The 14,562-nt window shown below is 41.8% G+C and carries 16 protein-coding genes; 4 read left to right on the forward strand and 12 right to left on the reverse strand.

Annotated features, from left to right (window positions below; translation table 11 throughout):
- The 9 genes from BMX50_RS17700 to BMX50_RS17740 all read right to left on the reverse strand — a co-directional run bounded on the left by BMX50_RS17700 (nt 1) and on the right by BMX50_RS17740 (nt 6,337).
- Entirely contained in the window at nt 1-177 is a 177-nt protein-coding gene (locus BMX50_RS17700; protein WP_208864741.1) for a C1orf53 family protein, read from the reverse strand.
- Complete coding sequence (locus tag BMX50_RS17705) at nt 177-1,115, reverse strand: MBL fold metallo-hydrolase (protein WP_091211886.1); 939 nt, start codon at nt 1,113-1,115, stop codon at nt 177-179. Before BMX50_RS17705 ends, BMX50_RS17700 begins: the two co-directional genes overlap by 1 nt.
- A complete protein-coding gene (gene coaE, locus BMX50_RS17710; RefSeq protein WP_091211887.1) occupies nt 1,115-1,711 on the reverse strand; it encodes a dephospho-CoA kinase in 597 nt (198 codons plus the stop codon). The genes BMX50_RS17705 and coaE overlap by 1 nt, the downstream gene beginning before the upstream one ends.
- Nucleotides 1,711-2,661, reverse strand: coding sequence for a CdaR family protein (locus tag BMX50_RS17715; RefSeq protein WP_091211888.1), 951 nt, complete (start codon nt 2,659-2,661; stop codon nt 1,711-1,713). The genes coaE and BMX50_RS17715 overlap by 1 nt, the downstream gene beginning before the upstream one ends.
- A gap of 186 nt (nt 2,662-2,847) precedes the next feature.
- Nucleotides 2,848-3,189, reverse strand: coding sequence for a preprotein translocase subunit YajC (yajC, locus tag BMX50_RS17720; RefSeq protein WP_091211889.1), 342 nt, complete (start codon nt 3,187-3,189; stop codon nt 2,848-2,850).
- Nucleotides 3,190-3,205: 16 nt separating this feature from the next.
- Entirely contained in the window at nt 3,206-3,637 is a 432-nt protein-coding gene (locus BMX50_RS17725; protein ID WP_091211890.1) for a DUF1573 domain-containing protein, read from the reverse strand.
- A 13-nt stretch (nt 3,638-3,650) separates the two neighbouring features.
- Nucleotides 3,651-4,598 carry a transcription antitermination protein NusB gene (locus tag BMX50_RS17730; RefSeq protein WP_091211891.1) on the reverse strand — a complete coding sequence of 316 codons (948 nt, stop codon included), beginning with the start codon at nt 4,596-4,598 and terminating at the stop codon, nt 3,651-3,653.
- A gap of 57 nt (nt 4,599-4,655) precedes the next feature.
- Entirely contained in the window at nt 4,656-5,741 is a 1,086-nt protein-coding gene (locus BMX50_RS17735) for a Glu/Leu/Phe/Val family dehydrogenase (RefSeq protein WP_091211892.1), read from the reverse strand.
- A 257-nt stretch (nt 5,742-5,998) separates the two neighbouring features.
- Nucleotides 5,999-6,337 carry an NTF2 fold immunity protein gene (locus tag BMX50_RS17740; protein WP_091211893.1) on the reverse strand — a complete coding sequence of 113 codons (339 nt, stop codon included), beginning with the start codon at nt 6,335-6,337 and terminating at the stop codon, nt 5,999-6,001.
- A gap of 421 nt (nt 6,338-6,758) precedes the next feature.
- Between BMX50_RS17740 and BMX50_RS17745 the strand changes: the two genes are divergently transcribed.
- A complete protein-coding gene (locus BMX50_RS17745; RefSeq protein WP_091211894.1) occupies nt 6,759-8,546 on the forward strand; it encodes an ABC transporter ATP-binding protein in 1,788 nt (595 codons plus the stop codon).
- Nucleotides 8,547-8,913: 367 nt separating this feature from the next.
- Nucleotides 8,914-9,246 (forward strand): DUF3276 family protein, encoded by a 333-nt coding sequence (locus BMX50_RS17750; RefSeq protein WP_090528014.1) that lies wholly within the window; start codon nt 8,914-8,916, stop codon nt 9,244-9,246.
- A gap of 90 nt (nt 9,247-9,336) precedes the next feature.
- On the opposite strand, the gene mgtE is transcribed toward BMX50_RS17750, so the two are convergent.
- Nucleotides 9,337-10,707: a magnesium transporter gene (gene mgtE / locus BMX50_RS17755; protein ID WP_091211895.1), complete on the reverse strand. Its 1,371-nt coding sequence runs from the start codon at nt 10,705-10,707 to the stop codon at nt 9,337-9,339.
- A gap of 230 nt (nt 10,708-10,937) precedes the next feature.
- Between mgtE and ychF the strand changes: the two genes are divergently transcribed.
- A complete protein-coding gene (gene ychF / locus BMX50_RS17760; protein WP_091211896.1) occupies nt 10,938-12,041 on the forward strand; it encodes a redox-regulated ATPase YchF in 1,104 nt (367 codons plus the stop codon).
- Between the two features lie 214 nt (nt 12,042-12,255).
- Here ychF and BMX50_RS17765 read toward each other — a convergent pair whose 3' ends face one another.
- Nucleotides 12,256-13,062 carry a helix-turn-helix domain-containing protein gene (locus tag BMX50_RS17765; RefSeq protein WP_091211897.1) on the reverse strand — a complete coding sequence of 269 codons (807 nt, stop codon included), beginning with the start codon at nt 13,060-13,062 and terminating at the stop codon, nt 12,256-12,258.
- 99 nt (nt 13,063-13,161) lie between these two features.
- On the reverse strand, nt 13,162-14,046 hold the full coding sequence (locus BMX50_RS17770) for an oxidoreductase (protein ID WP_091211898.1): 885 nt from the start codon (nt 14,044-14,046) through the stop codon (nt 13,162-13,164).
- 174 nt (nt 14,047-14,220) lie between these two features.
- Here BMX50_RS17770 and BMX50_RS17775 point away from each other — a divergent pair, with 174 nt between their 5' ends.
- Nucleotides 14,221-14,511, forward strand: a complete 291-nt coding sequence (locus BMX50_RS17775; RefSeq protein WP_091211899.1) for a hypothetical protein — start codon at nt 14,221-14,223, stop codon at nt 14,509-14,511.
- Nucleotides 14,512-14,562 lie beyond the last annotated feature (51 nt).

The following is a 14,562-nucleotide window of genomic DNA, read 5'->3' on the forward strand; positions in this document are numbered from 1 at the left end:
TTATTTATTGCTATCGTCTGATTCTGTGTTATTTCCGGACAATTTTACATTGCCGTAACCCCACGGACAGTGGAGGCATTTGTTTTTACAGCAATAGCCCCGCTTTAAATGGTAGGCTTCAGTAAAAACAAAATTGCCATCGTCATTAATGTAATAATCAACACCTTCCTGCAACATTAGTTGAGAATTTTTACAAATATATCATCTTTAAAATAAGCTTTCAGATGATCGCCCTTACCGTGAAGTGTCCACACCTGTTTGGGCTTGGTATTGGTGATGGTTTGCAGGATATCGTTCCAATCTACATGATCTGATATAAAAAGAGTATCCTGGTTATTTACCTGCAAATTTTTCCATCCTGAGGCAAAAAGGCGTTTAACGCCCGTGGCACGGATATAACTATCGAAAGTAAACGGCGGCACTATGTACACAAATTCATCCTGCACCTTCATCAGCTTGCGGCCGTAAATCTGATACTTGCCGGGAGGGAAGCCCATCTTTTCATAAATGGCGTTGATGGGCATTATTTTGTGATGCACAAGGATCTTTTTTTGTGGAGCATGTTCGGTAATGAGGTTAATTAACCGCTGACTTTTGCCAAGGGCATAAGCACCAAGCAAAATATTACTCTTAATGTCATTGATCTTACGGATCTCGGCAACAGGATCGGGATGGATAATGTCGGGGTTGGCAAAAGTACTTTCAGTGATCAGTACATCGGTAGTAACCCATTCAATAGGCTCGCATGTGGCATCCGGTTGCAGTTTGTAGTCGCCGGTGTATAAATACCTCGCACCTTCGTATTCCATCAATATTTGGGCCGAACCGAGCATATGCCCCGCAGGGATCAGCGTTACGGTAACCCTGCCAACCTCAAAAGGCTGGTTAAAGGCCGCTATATTAAAAACTTTAGCGGCAGTACGATCGTATCTCAACTGCATGATGCTTGCAGTGGCTCGGGTACAATAAACATTGGTATTGCCGCTTATGGCATGATCGGCGTGGGCATGGGATATTACGGCCGTTTTTACCGGCAGCTGAGGGTCGATATAAAAGTCGCCGTATTTGCAGTACAGCCCTTTTTCGTCAAAAGAAACAAAATCGTCAAGTATCATTAATGGTGTGCGAGCGATAAGTACAGTTCATGCAGGGCTATTACCTGGGGTATAACCAGCTGTTTACCATCGTTAATAATTACATCATTGGCCAGCTTCAGTTTTTCATCCTGAGATAGCTGGCGGGCTTCCCGGCTTTCAACATCTGCGCGACTGATGCCGTCGCGCTCCATAACGCGGACAATGCGGGTTTCAAGTGGTGCGGTAATCATAATTGCCCTGTCGCACATTTTGTACGAACCGCTTTCAAATAAAATAGCCGCCTCGCGGATCACGTAAGGTGCTTCTTTGTGCAGTTGGTCAAAGCTGTCAAAAGCCCTGAACACCGCAGGGTGCACCAGCGCGTTGAGCTTTTCAAGCTCAGCTTTATTGTTAAAAACTATTCCTGATATGTATTTGCGGTTAAGGCTGCCGTCATTAAAATAAGCTTCTTCTCCAAAAGTTTGTTTAATGCCTTCTATAAGTACCTGGTCGGTAACCATAACTTTTTTAGCCTCATCATCGGCATAAAAAACAGGGATGCCAAGCAATTCAAATACCTGGGCTACGGTTGTTTTGCCGCTGCCTATATTACCGGTTAAACCTATTTTAAGCATTATTTTTTTATGTAGAAATCAATATTGGCAGGGGAAATCCTTACCACTTTACAAAAGGGCGGCATGTGAATAAGCTTTACAGGCAGTGCTGTATAATCTTTGTCGCGCCAAAGGTTAAGATCGGCAACGGCTTCAAACAGATCTTCATCGATATCGGCATACCGGCTTAGTGATGTAGTAAAGGTTACCTTTATTTTTTGCGGAAATACCTTTACGTTGTAGTAGTTGTTGTTATTGATCAGCTTCACAGGAATCTCCAGCGTTTTTTCGGTAAATTCATCAACCGGGATAATGGCTTGCACCGAGCGTGGGTAAACATTCAGGTTTCCCTCGTTACTGGGCTTTAGGCTAATCCTTGTATTGATGGTTTCGTTAACATTACTGAATTTAAGCGAATCCGTTTTCCACGATGTAATCTCTTTCAAGCGTTCAATGGGGCCGCTCACAGTTACATAAGCGGGGCGCACTATAATGTTACCAGATACAGCAAACTGTTTCTGATAACTAACGCCCATCGTAAGCTGAACAGGAACCTTTTTGATAAGGCGGTTGCTGAAATCAAAATAAAGCGTATCCGGATCAATGGACGAAACGCGGTTGGCCGGGTCTTTCCCCATATTCATCAGCTTAAGCTGCGTGCTGTCGATAACCACATAATTACGGGTTTCGAGCGAGCGGAGGTCAACAACCAATGGTTTATTATCACTGTTAAACCGGGAGAACAACATTTGCCATCCGTTGCCCTGTATGGTAGCATCAACAGTATCGGGTTGCAGCGAATGGAAAGCGCGTTTTTGCGGCGCATTTTTAAAGGTTAAAACCTTTTTTACTTTATATGGAAGAGGATCGGACAGGGTAGTAAAAATCCAGGCAATAATAGCCAGCGACAAACAGGTAAAAAATACCGAAAGCCGCCTGCGTTCTGTTGCCGATAATTTTACTATTGCCATATTTAAGGTTAAAGACTGTTTTAAGGTTAAAGGCGAAAGGTTAAAGGTGAAAGGTCAAACACCATTTGTGTATTCCTTTACCTTTAACCTTTCATCCTTTCTTATTTTATGTGAGGTTATCTGATTTTAGCAAAAGGCAGTTTCTACCTTTCGCCTTTAACCTTTAACCTTTCGCCTTAAAATAAATTAAGCTTTCTTCTCAACTACCGGGGTAGCCGGGGTATTCAATGCTTTTGAGGCGTCAAGCGATATGGCCGATTTGTCAAAACGAATCTTTCCGTTCTCAACTTCAACCAAAAAGGTGGTATCGTTTAAATCAACGATGCGGCCGTGGATACCGGCTGTGGTTATAACCCTGTCACCTTTTTTCAACTCTTCAACGTATTTTTTTTGATCTTTTTGCTTTTTAACCTGCGGACGGATCATAAAGAAATAAAACACCACGATAATCAGTACCATTGGTACTAATGAACCGTAGCTGCCTAAGCCGCCGCCTGCTGAGGCTTGTAATAAAATAGTAGCTATCATTTGTTTAAATTAATTGTTATTTTTTTAAAACCTCGCCAATTAAATGCACCATAGTTTCGGCAGGCTGAGTGTTTGCTGTAACGGTTATTTGTTTATCCTGTAAACCGCTTTTACCGGCACTGTTAAAAGTAACGCTGATTACACCGCTTTCGCCCGGTTTAACCGGTGCTTTTGGCCAGGTAGGAGTGGTACAACCGCAGGTAGCACGGGCATTGGTAATAATCAATGGCGATTTACCGGTGTTGGTAAACTTAAAATCATATGATACCTTATCGCCTTCTTTAATCTTGCCGAAATCGTGACTTTCTTTTTCAAATTTGGCTACCGGTGCATTGGCTGCAGTTGCAGCACTATCGGCGGTAGTTGTTGATGCATTACCGGCTGTGCTGCTGTTGCAGGCTGATAATAACATGCCTGCTGCTACTAAGCTTAAAAATAGTTTTTTCATTTTTTAATAAATATTATTCTATTAAGCCGCGGCCTATCTTTTTGATCTTGTTTTCAGCCTTAAGCTCTATTAAAATCTTGTCCAAGATACCGTTTATAAATGAATTACTCTTAGGCGTACTAAACTCTTTTGATATTTCAAGATACTCGTTTATTGTAACCTTAACCGGGATAGAATTAAAGTTAATAAACTCGGTTATAGCCATTTTCATTAGCAGCGTATCCATCATGGCAATACGCTCCGGCTCCCAGTTTTGGGTTTTGGCAGCTATAAGCTCATGGTAGGCACCATCATACCTGATGCTTTGCTGAAACAGGTTTACTACAAACTCACGGTCTTCAACCCAGTTACCGGTAATTTCGGCAAGCTGGTTGAGCTTGTAATCATCATGCGAAAAGTTTTTGAACGTTTTGGCAATAAGCGCCTGCAGCACATCTTTATCAACAGGCCAAAAAATAAACCTGTCTTCAAAAACCTGCTCGGCTAATGATGATTTCAGGATAACCTTTTTGAAAATGAATTTGATAATATCCTTGTCTGTTTGCAGGGTATCGCCTGTTTTAGCAAGATACTCGGCATACTCAGGCGAGTTTTTAAGGATAATAAAAAGTGATTTTGCAAGTTCGGGCTCAAAGGTCCAGTCAACTTTGTACTTTTTCCAGGCTGTAATGTATTCCTTATTATCATTCAGGCTCAGGATAAATCTGTTGGTGAGGATCTTAAGGTTTGCATTTAAGTCTTCGGCGGTGGGCAGGTGTTTGTTGGCGCGTTCCTGTGCGTCATTAGCGGCAAAACTTACCACTTCATTAATTAATGATAGCATCCAGATATACATTTCGTAAACCTGGTCTATACTGTTCAGCATATTTTTTTCAAATAGCTTAACGTCTTTGGTATCTGACTGATGATACGCATACAGTGCCTGTAATACCTTTACCCGGAGGTGCCTTCTGTTTAACATTTTTGTAAGAACGATTTGGTTTGCTTATGCAAACGGTTTATATAAAATTTAATTGTTTTAATAGGATGATTTTACTTTCCTGATATCCTCAATACGTTTTTCGGCAATTTTATTAGCCGCATTTATGGTTGGAATATTTTCGGCTTTTGACAGCTTTAATACATTGCGTGTAGCTTCGTAAATGTTTTCGGTTAGCTGTAAGGTACGCTTTTTATTAAAATTCATCAACTCCGAATAGCCGGTGATGATACCGCCTGCGTTGATCACATAATCGGGAGCAAAAAGCACGCCTTTATCAAGCAGCATTTTACCGTGCACATTTTCATCAAGCAGTTGGTTATTAGCCGAACCTGCTATAATACCGCATTTTAATTTAGCAATGGTTTGCGTATTCACAGTACCACCCATAGCACAGGGAGCATAAATATCGGCATCAATATCAAAAATATTATTGTTTGATACCGGCTGCGCGCCATACTTCTTGGAGATCTGGCTTACGCGTTCCTCGTTAATATCGCTGGCGTAAACTTTTACATTTTCGTCCCTTAAAAGCCGCACCAGGTTTTCGCCCACATGACCGATACCCTGTACAATAACCGATTTACCTGTTAAACTGTCACTGCCGTACATTTCCCTTACACAGGCTTTAATACCCATCAAAACGCCCAGCGCAGTTATTGGCGATGGGTCGCCGCTGCCGCCGATGTTTTCGGGGGCACCTGTAACATGGCTGGTTTCCATTTTAATGTACTCCATATCGCGCGGATTGGTACCTACGTCTTCGGCAGCAATAAATTCGCCGTTAAGGTTTTTGATGAACCGGCCAAATTTACGCAGTAAAGCTTCGTTCTTATCCTGGCGCGAATCGCCTATGATCACCGAATAGCCGCCACCAAGGTTAAGGCCTGCAATGGCTGCCTTGTAGGTCATGCTTTTGGCTAACCTCAATACATCATTTAGTGCATCGCCTTCAGTTTTGTATGCCCACATACGCACGCCGCCAAATGCAGGGCCAAGCGTTGTATTGTGGATAGCAATAATAGCTTTGAGATTGGTATCTGGGTCGGTACAAAAAACAACTTTTTTATGCCCGAAAGCATCAAGCTGGCTAAATATAGATTCCGGTGGATGTTGTTCAGGCATTAGTACTGCAAGTAAATGTCTTTAAGCGCACAAAAGTAGAGGTTTTTTTTAATACTGGCAAAGATATTAAGCCGCTAACAAGTATGAAATTACTATTAAATAAGTATGGGCAGTTATCGGTCAAATATATTTCAGATAGCTTAAGTAATATTTAATGTTTTATTTCTGCTTAATGAACAAGTTAACAAGAATGGCCCGCGCTGCCGCAAGGCTGCGCCTTGTGGCTCTCACGCAAGGTCTAAGCCATGCTCAACAGTTTATTTTCCGGGGTCTCGTCCTGCAAAAATGATTTTACCATCTTTGGGTTGTAAAATGGCCATTAGTTCACCGCCGCCATGCCTGCCATAACCTAAAGAACCTAAAATCATCCAGTTTCCATCATTGGTCAAACTTGCGTTGAAGGGTTCTTCGTCGTAAATTTTTTTTCCGCAGATCGGCAACCAAATTGCTTCTGCTATTTTAATAGCTGTTTCTTCGTCAGGTACAAACCCATCTACTTTAATCTTTGGTCTATTTTTATTTTTACAACTTAGATGGAGATTTAACAAGCATACTGTAATAAGTATTAGTCCTGATGCTTTTAAACTTTTAACCATGGTTAAACAGATTTAGTCTGCCTAATTTACGGATACTATCCTCAAATACTATCTAAAAGGGTGACAATCCTGACATGATCTTGTCAGTGTTCAGTTTTTAAAAAACGGGTGTTCAGCTTTTTATTTTGTGATTTCATAACTAATTGATTATTAATGATTATGCGTTCATGTTGGGTTTTAACTTACTTTGGATTATTTGTAATGTATTGATTATCAATAGTGTTTATTTTGGAGAAAATTGCAAGTGTTCATACTTTTAAAATTGAACACTAACAAGATTATGACAGATGTATTAACGTAACAATCTTACATCCTCCCGACTTTTCCATTCAAACACTCTCCCCAAATTTTAATACTTTTGATCATTATGTCAGGTCTTTCCGACTTTCGGACATGCCCGACTTCCGGACTATAATAATAAATGAAAGACCTCGCATACCTCAATAAATTTTTTTACAAATACCGCTGGCGACTCATTCCGGGTGTGCTGTTTGTAATCATATCCAATGTTTTTGGTGTGCTGCCTGCACAGGTTATTCGCGTAGCTTTTGATCTGGTTACCGAAAATATTGGTGCCTACCAGCTTTTTTCTGGTTTCGACAGGCAAAGCTTTATTTATGATATTTTCGGTACCAGCTTATTCCTGTTTGGTACACTGGTGCTTGTACTGGCGTTGCTGCGGGGCTTGTTCCTGTTTTTTATGAGGCAAACCATCATCCTCATGTCGCGCCATATTGAGTATGATTTAAAAAACGAGATCTATAACCATTACCAGGAGCTGTCATTGGCTTTTTATCGCCGCCACAACACCGGCGACCTTATGAACCGGGTAACCGAGGATGTAAGCCGTGTGCGTATGTACCTTGGGCCTGGTATCATGTACTCTATTAATACCGTGGTATTGTTTGTTATGGTGATATACGCCATGCTTACGGTTAATGTACAGCTGGCTGTTTTTTCGGTATTGCCGTTGCCAATTTTAGCGGGTGTTATTTATTATGTAAACAATGTGATCAATCACCGCAGTGAAATGATCCAGGAGCGGCTTTCGGGTTTATCCAGCTTTGTACAGGAAAATTTTTCGGGCATCAGGGTGATCAAATCATACGTGCGGGAAAGCTTTGTACGCGAAAATTTTGCAAAGGAGAGTGAAGATTACAAAGTACACTCCATGGAACTGGCTAAAGTACAGGCCCTGTTTTTCCCGATCATGTTATTGCTTGTTGGTTTGGCCAATGTGATAACCATGTACGTTGGTGGGGTAGAAGTAATAAAAGGCAATATCACTCCCGGCAATATTGCCGAGTTTATTGTGTACCTCAATATGCTTTCGTTCCCGGTTATTTCATTGGGCTGGGTAACCTCGCTGGTGCAGCGTGCGGCGGCTTCGCAAAAGCGTATCAATGAGTTTTTACACGAAAAACCGGAGATCATTTCGCCGGTTGCAGAAAAGCATCATGTTGAGGGGCTGATTAAGTTTGATGATGTATCGTTCATTTATCCCGATACCGGAATCCAGGCTTTGAAAAATGTTTCGTTTACGGTTGAACCGGGGCAGATGTTGGCTATTATTGGTCGTACAGGTTCGGGTAAATCAACCATTGCCAACCTGGTGATGCGCATGTACGATACTACAGGCGGAGAAATTACAATTGATAATAAATCGATAAAATCGCTTGGCCTTGAAAACTACCGTTCGCAGATAGGTTTTGTACCTCAGGAGGTTTTCCTGTTTTCGGATACCATTGCCAATAATATTGCTTTTAGTGCCGATGTGCTGGATATGCCTGTTGTTGAGCAGGCAGCTAAAGATGCCGCGGTATACAGTAATATTATTGAGCTGGAAGATGGTTTTTCAACGCTTATCGGCGAACGAGGTGTTACCTTGTCGGGTGGTCAAAAGCAGCGTGTATCTATTGCGCGCGCCATATTTAAGCATCCGCAGGTATTGATCTTTGATGATTGCCTTTCGGCAGTTGACACCCGTACGGAAGAAGAAATCCTGAACAACCTTGGTCGGGTAATGCAGGATAAAACAAGTATCATTATAGCCCATCGGATCTCTACTATAAAAAATGCCGATAAGATCCTGGTAATGGATAACGGCGAAATAGTTGAGCAGGGTAACCACGAATACCTGATGCAGCTTAAAGGAACCTACTTTGAGCTTTACGAAAAACAACTGCTGGAAGAAGAACAGGGTGCGTAACGTAACAAATAGGCACAAGTGATCATGCCCGCAACCTCCGCACAACACTTGCGCCAGTGGGGGGAGGAGTGAGGAGAAATCTTATACGCCCTGCATACTTTGCAGGCATGATGTATAAGATTTCTCTTTCGCCCCAATACACATTCCTTCCCCTCGCTCTATCGAAATGACATGGTTTTTTAAAAGGTGTTCTGTGAAATGCTCTTCAATAACCATTCTCTTTTTACAACCCTGTCCTTAAAATGATCATGCACACAAAAAAATGACACTTTTGTTTCAAAAAAATCAATAATAGCGAATAAAATAGTTGCACTTTGAAAATTTATTTATATTTATGCCAACCAAAACTAATTACAGGTAAATATATATGGGAGATTTTGACAATAGAGAGCGTGAAGAGGTTTATTCAAAGAAGGTGAGAGCCGGGAAGCGGACCTATTTTTTTGATGTAAAAGCAACCCGTTCAAACGATTATTATGTTACTATTACTGAAAGCAAAAAGCGTTTGGAAGATGGGGTGTTTGTGAAACACAAGATCTTTTTATATAAAGAAGACTTCGAAAAGTTTGCCGAAGGTTTGAAAGATACCATCGACTACATCAAATCAAACCAGGAAGTAGTTGAAAAACGCTACGAGTATAGCGAAAACCCTGAAATTGCAAGGGCATCTGCCGACGAGGATTTTTCGTTCGAAATCTAATACACCAGAGAACAATACTAAACTAAAATAATTAAGCCCTGCATCTTATTAAGAGGCAGGGCTTTTTGCGTATGTTGTATTGAAAGCAGGTTATAATAATATCCCCCGCATAAATATCACTGCTATGGTAAAATAAATGATCAGGCCGGTTACATCCACAAGGGTAGCTACAAATGGAGCTGATGAAGTAGCGGGGTCGGCACCAAGCTTTTTCAATAGGAGCGGTAGCATCGAACCCGATAATGATCCCCATAAAACAATACCAATAAGGGATGCACCTACTGTTAAGCCTACCAGCATCCAGTGCGGGCCGTAAATATTGCTGAACATGCTCCATGCTGCTATGCGTAAAAAGCCAATTAAACCCAGGCAAATACCAAGCATCAGCCCCGACAGGATTTCCCGGCGCATAACTCTCCACCAATCGGCAACGGTTACTTCGCCAAGGGCCATCGCCTGGATAATGAGGGTTGACGCCTGCGAACCGCTGTTGCCCCCGCTCGAAATAATTAGCGGAATAAAATACGCCAGCACTACTACTTTGGATATTTCATCGCCAAAATAGCCCATGGCGGTGGCAGTAAGCATCTCACCCAAAAATAAAATGATAAGCCAGCCTACACGTTTTTTTACCAGTTTAAAAAGGTTGATATCCAGATAGGGTTCATCCAATGCTTCGGTACCACCTATTTTCTGAATATCTTCGGTATACTCTTCGTTGGCTATCCAAAGGATATCGTCAACGGTTACGATGCCAAGCAGTACGTCGTTATTGTCAACAACCGGCAGGGCAGTCCGGTTATTCATCCTGAAAACGTTGATTGCTTCTTCCTGCGGATCACTGGCACTAAGAGAAATCAGTCGGCCATCCATTAATTCGCTCACCTTGGTTTCGGGCTTTACCAACAGTATCTCGCGTATCCGGATATCGTCAAGTAAAACACCGTGCTCATCAATTACATAGATAACATCAATGGTTTCGGAGTTTTTACCATAACGGCGAATATGCGAAAGCACGCGGCTTACATCCCAGGTGCGTTTTACAGCAATGTAATCCGGAGTCATCAAGCGGCCAACGCTTTCTTCTTCATAGCCTAACAAAACCAGGGCTTCTTTCCGGTTTTCGGGCGAAAGTTTCTGAATAAGTTTTTGAACAGCATCGCCATGCAGCTCGCTGAAAAGTGCGGTACGGTCATCCGGTGGAAGCTCGTTGATCAGATCTTCAACCTTTTGACCCGAAAGTTTTTTGATGATACGTTCCTGTACCGGGAACTCGAGGATGCGGAATACATTGATCGCCCGGTTAAGCGAAAGAATTTCGATGAATTTAGGGCCGTGTTCAGGAAGTTCGCCAATCAGTTCTTCAACATCCGATATGTTGAGGTTGTTCAAATATTCCTGTAATTGGGTGTCGTCTTGTTTTTCCAGTAACAATTCTACTTGCTCAACCATTTCTTCCATATATAGGCCCTCCTTTTTTACATCGGTGTTTTAATATTTTAGCTTCTTTTTTCCGAGCGCAAAAGTCGTTTATTTTTTCAAATTATAAGGCAAAATTTTCTGTTATCTTTGCAGCCGAATTTTGAGGTGAGTGGTTGACTGAGAGAGTGCTTGATTAAGTTGGTTTTATACCTGCTTTTCGGCCTTCAAACTTATCAACCTAATCAACTTAATCAACTAAATAAACAAAAATGGGTTTACAATGTGGTATAGTAGGTTTGCCGAATGTGGGTAAATCAACACTTTTTAATTGCTTATCAAACGCTAAGGCACAGGCGGCTAACTTTCCGTTTTGTACCATTGAACCAAACGTGGGTGTAATTACGGTGCCGGATGAGCGCTTAACCAAGCTTACCGAAATAGTTAACCCTAAAAGTATAGTACCAAACACTATCGAGATAGTTGATATTGCCGGGCTTGTTAAAGGTGCCAGCAAAGGCGAGGGCCTGGGTAACCAGTTTTTGGCAAACATCCGTGCCACCAACGCTATCATCCATGTGTTACGTTGCTTTGATAATGATAACGTGATCCACGTTGATGGTTCGGTTGATCCTATCCGCGATAAGGAAATTATTGATACCGAGTTACAGCTGAAAGATCTTGAATCTATCGAGAAAAAGATCCAGAAGGTTGAAAAGATGGCCAAAACCGGTGGCGACAAAGAGGCCAAAAAAACCTTTGATGTTTTAACAGTTTATAAAAATCACCTGCTCGAAGGTAAATCGGCCCGTACCGCAGCTGTTGAAGAAGAAGATAAAGAATACGTAGCCGATTTGTGGCTGCTTACCGCTAAACCGGTGTTATATGTTTGTAACGTTGACGAAGGTTCGGTAAGTACCGGTAATGCTTACGTTGAAAAGGTAAAAGCTGCTGTTAAAGATGAAAACGCCGAAGTGCTGATTATCTCGGCTCAGATAGAATCAGAAATTTCACAACTGGAAACTTACGAAGAGCGCCAGATGTTTTTGGACGATCTTGGTCTTACCGAGTCAGGTGTTAACAAATTAATCAAAGCGGCCTACAGGTTATTGAACCTGGCTACCTACTTTACCGCAGGTGTGCAGGAAGTACGCGCCTGGACTATTACCCAGGGTTTCACTGCGCCGCAGGCTGCAGGTGTGATCCACACAGATTTTGAAAAAGGCTTTATCCGTGCCGAGGTAATTAAATACGACGATTTTGTAAAATTCAATGGCGTTGAGGCTACTATAAAAGAAAACGGTAAACTTGGCGTTGAAGGTAAAACCTACATTGTGCAGGATGGCGACATTATGCATTTTAGGTTTAACGTTTAAGGAAAGAATCAGGAAGTCAAGAATCAAGAGACAAGAATAGAGATTCAAGGCAACAAAACTCAAGAGCCAGGAAACAAGATTGGAATTTTTTTATCTTTTTCCTGGCTCTTTTATGTCTTGACTTGCTGGTTCTTTTCTTGTTTCTTGAATCTTGATTTCCTGACTCTTCTTTCTACTCTTGCCTCCTGACTCTTGATTTCTTGCTTCTTGGTGCCTATAGTGCTGATGGCGCTACTCCATAAGCCTTTTTAAAGGCGAATGAAAAATGGGAGAGGTCTTTAAAACCTACATCCATATAAACATCTGATACCTTGTGTTTTTTTTCCTTGATCAGGAAATAGGCATCTTTTAGCCTTTGGTTCTGGATCCAGCGGTTTGGAGAGGTGTTAAAGATCCGTTCAAAATCGCGCTTAAATGTTGCCAGGCTGCGACCGGTTAAATACGCAAAGCGGTTAAGGTCGACATTGAAACGGTAGTTTTGGTTCATGAAAGCCTGAAGGTCAATTTTTCCTGGTTCGCTAAAATCAAACAGGATGTTTTTTAGCTCTGGGTTGGTTTCAAGCAGGATCATTATAGCTTCCTTAACCTTATGCAAAGTAAGTGCAGGGCTAATCTCATCGCCGGTTTTATCCATATACGGGCTTAGCGACCTGATGTAATTGTTGAAAAGCTCATTAGGGTTCAAAAACAATGCGCTTTCGCCTGTATAAGGAGTATCTACATGTAAATCAAATTCGGCGCTCATACTTTGCAGGGTGGCCTGATCCATGCCAATGGTTATGGTTTTAAACTCGCCGCCCGCTGGAGGGTGTTTTACAAATTTGGCCAGCTCGTTTCGTTTCAGAAAACGGTAATCGCCTTCCTTGAAATAGTAGTTTTTACCGTTAACGTAAAGCTCCGAATCGCCGGAGAGGATATAGCCGAATATATGGTCGGCAATAAATTGTTCGCCAGCCCTGCTTACGTGCGAGTAGCAGGAGTAAAGTATGCGTGGCGATGTTTTTGGATTTGACACAGGCATGTTGCTCAAATTTAATAATAAACGAAGACTTACGAAGTTTTTAAAACTTCGTAAGTCTGGTATACCCACAGGGAGCATGTCCCCGCAACCGGAATTATATTATGCTTTTTGAGCTGCTATTGCCTTGCCATAAGCTGTATTCATAAAATCACCCGCTTCATCATGATCTGTTGATTTAGTAACCGGTAACCATTTTTCAAACTCAGCTTTACGTGCTTCATCGGCCAGGGTTAGCAAAGCGGCCGCTTCACTGCCCAATACCAGGTGCATAGGCGGCTCTGGATTTTCAACCAGGTCGATCATTACTTTGGCTGCTTTTTCCGGATCGCCAACCGGAACAAAATTACCGCTCGACATAAAATCTGCACGGGAATCAACAGTTTGTTCATAGCCTTCAACCTTTGGTGCATAGCTCATTGAATCGCCGGCCCAATCGGTGCGGAAACCTCCAGGTTCAACACTCGTAACCAATATGCCAAGTGGTTTTACCTCTTTAGATAAAGCTTCAGTAAACCCACTCAAACCAAATTTAGCGGCCTGGTACATAGTTAAGCCGGCATTACCAATACGGCCACCAACCGAACTAATTTGCAGTATACGCCCCGAACGCTGTTTGCGCATATATGGCAGCACTGCGCGGGTTATTTCGATAGGTGCATATAAATTGGTTTCCAACTGACTGCGTACCTGGTCGTCGGTAAACGCTTCGGCTGCGCCAATGATACCGAAACCGGCGTTGTTTACCAGCACATCAATTTTACCAAAATGGGCTACCGTATCGGCAACGGCTTTATAAACGGCTGGGTAATCGGTAACATCTAATTTTATGGGATAAATCTGGCCGGGATATTTATCTGCCAGGTCTTTTAATTGTTCGGGGTTACGTGCTGTTGCGGCAACATTATCGCCGGCTGCTAAAACTGCTTCTGTAAGGCTGCGACCTAATCCGCGGGCGCTGCCTGTTATAAACCAAACTTTTTTCATAGTTTTTATTTTCTTTTTGATAACACAAAGTTAGGTTGATATGCAGCGCAGTGTTTTGTTGAAAAGCTCAAGTTGCTTTGTTGAAAAGCTCGTTCAAGGCGGGGGACTACGCTCGTTCGTTAAAAGTGATTAAATTAGTGACTTGGAAAACAAATAGTTAATAGAAATGGTATCATGGGAGCCAAATACTTAAAATATATAAATAACGGTAAGGAAGGCCATGTTATTTATGGAGATGGCGATATTGAATTGAAATTTTTATACGAATTAGCTATAGGTAGATGTATTGCAATAATATATATACCAACCGTTGACAGTTGGCACAACAAAACAGGAATAGCAACAGGCGAAAGACAAGATATAATAGAATTTATAGCTAAACAAGCAGCAAAAGATCAAGCTCCAAATGCAACTTATGAATTATATGATGATTGCATAAGTCTGTTACAAGAAACCGATCAGTAAACTATAGGCCCATAATGCTGATAATAGTAATTGCCCCAATATGCGAGCAGG

It is taken from the genome of Mucilaginibacter gossypiicola (assembly GCF_900110105.1).
Classification (GTDB): domain Bacteria; phylum Bacteroidota; class Bacteroidia; order Sphingobacteriales; family Sphingobacteriaceae; genus Mucilaginibacter; species Mucilaginibacter gossypiicola.

Coding starts and splice junctions, on each gene's coding strand:
- BMX50_RS17765 (WP_091211897.1), bottom strand. CDS start 13,062: ATGCCTGTGTCAAATCCAAAAACATCGCCACGCATACTTTACTCCTGC.
- BMX50_RS17745 (WP_091211894.1), top strand. CDS start 6,759: ATGAAAGACCTCGCATACCTCAATAAATTTTTTTACAAATACCGCTGG.
- BMX50_RS17725 (WP_091211890.1), bottom strand. CDS start 3,637: ATGAAAAAACTATTTTTAAGCTTAGTAGCAGCAGGCATGTTATTATCA.
- BMX50_RS17705 (WP_091211886.1), bottom strand. CDS start 1,115: ATGATACTTGACGATTTTGTTTCTTTTGACGAAAAAGGGCTGTACTGC.
- coaE (WP_091211887.1), bottom strand. CDS start 1,711: ATGCTTAAAATAGGTTTAACCGGTAATATAGGCAGCGGCAAAACAACC.
- yajC (WP_091211889.1), bottom strand. CDS start 3,189: ATGATAGCTACTATTTTATTACAAGCCTCAGCAGGCGGCGGCTTAGGC.
- BMX50_RS17735 (WP_091211892.1), bottom strand. CDS start 5,741: ATGCCTGAACAACATCCACCGGAATCTATATTTAGCCAGCTTGATGCT.
- BMX50_RS17740 (WP_091211893.1), bottom strand. CDS start 6,337: ATGGTTAAAAGTTTAAAAGCATCAGGACTAATACTTATTACAGTATGC.
- BMX50_RS17750 (WP_090528014.1), top strand. CDS start 8,914: ATGGGAGATTTTGACAATAGAGAGCGTGAAGAGGTTTATTCAAAGAAG.
- mgtE (WP_091211895.1), bottom strand. CDS start 10,707: ATGGAAGAAATGGTTGAGCAAGTAGAATTGTTACTGGAAAAACAAGAC.
- BMX50_RS17770 (WP_091211898.1), bottom strand. CDS start 14,046: ATGAAAAAAGTTTGGTTTATAACAGGCAGCGCCCGCGGATTAGGTCGC.
- ychF (WP_091211896.1), top strand. CDS start 10,938: ATGGGTTTACAATGTGGTATAGTAGGTTTGCCGAATGTGGGTAAATCA.
- BMX50_RS17775 (WP_091211899.1), top strand. CDS start 14,221: ATGGGAGCCAAATACTTAAAATATATAAATAACGGTAAGGAAGGCCAT.
- BMX50_RS17730 (WP_091211891.1), bottom strand. CDS start 4,598: ATGTTAAACAGAAGGCACCTCCGGGTAAAGGTATTACAGGCACTGTAT.
- BMX50_RS17700 (WP_208864741.1), bottom strand. CDS start 177: ATGTTGCAGGAAGGTGTTGATTATTACATTAATGACGATGGCAATTTT.
- BMX50_RS17715 (WP_091211888.1), bottom strand. CDS start 2,661: ATGGCAATAGTAAAATTATCGGCAACAGAACGCAGGCGGCTTTCGGTA.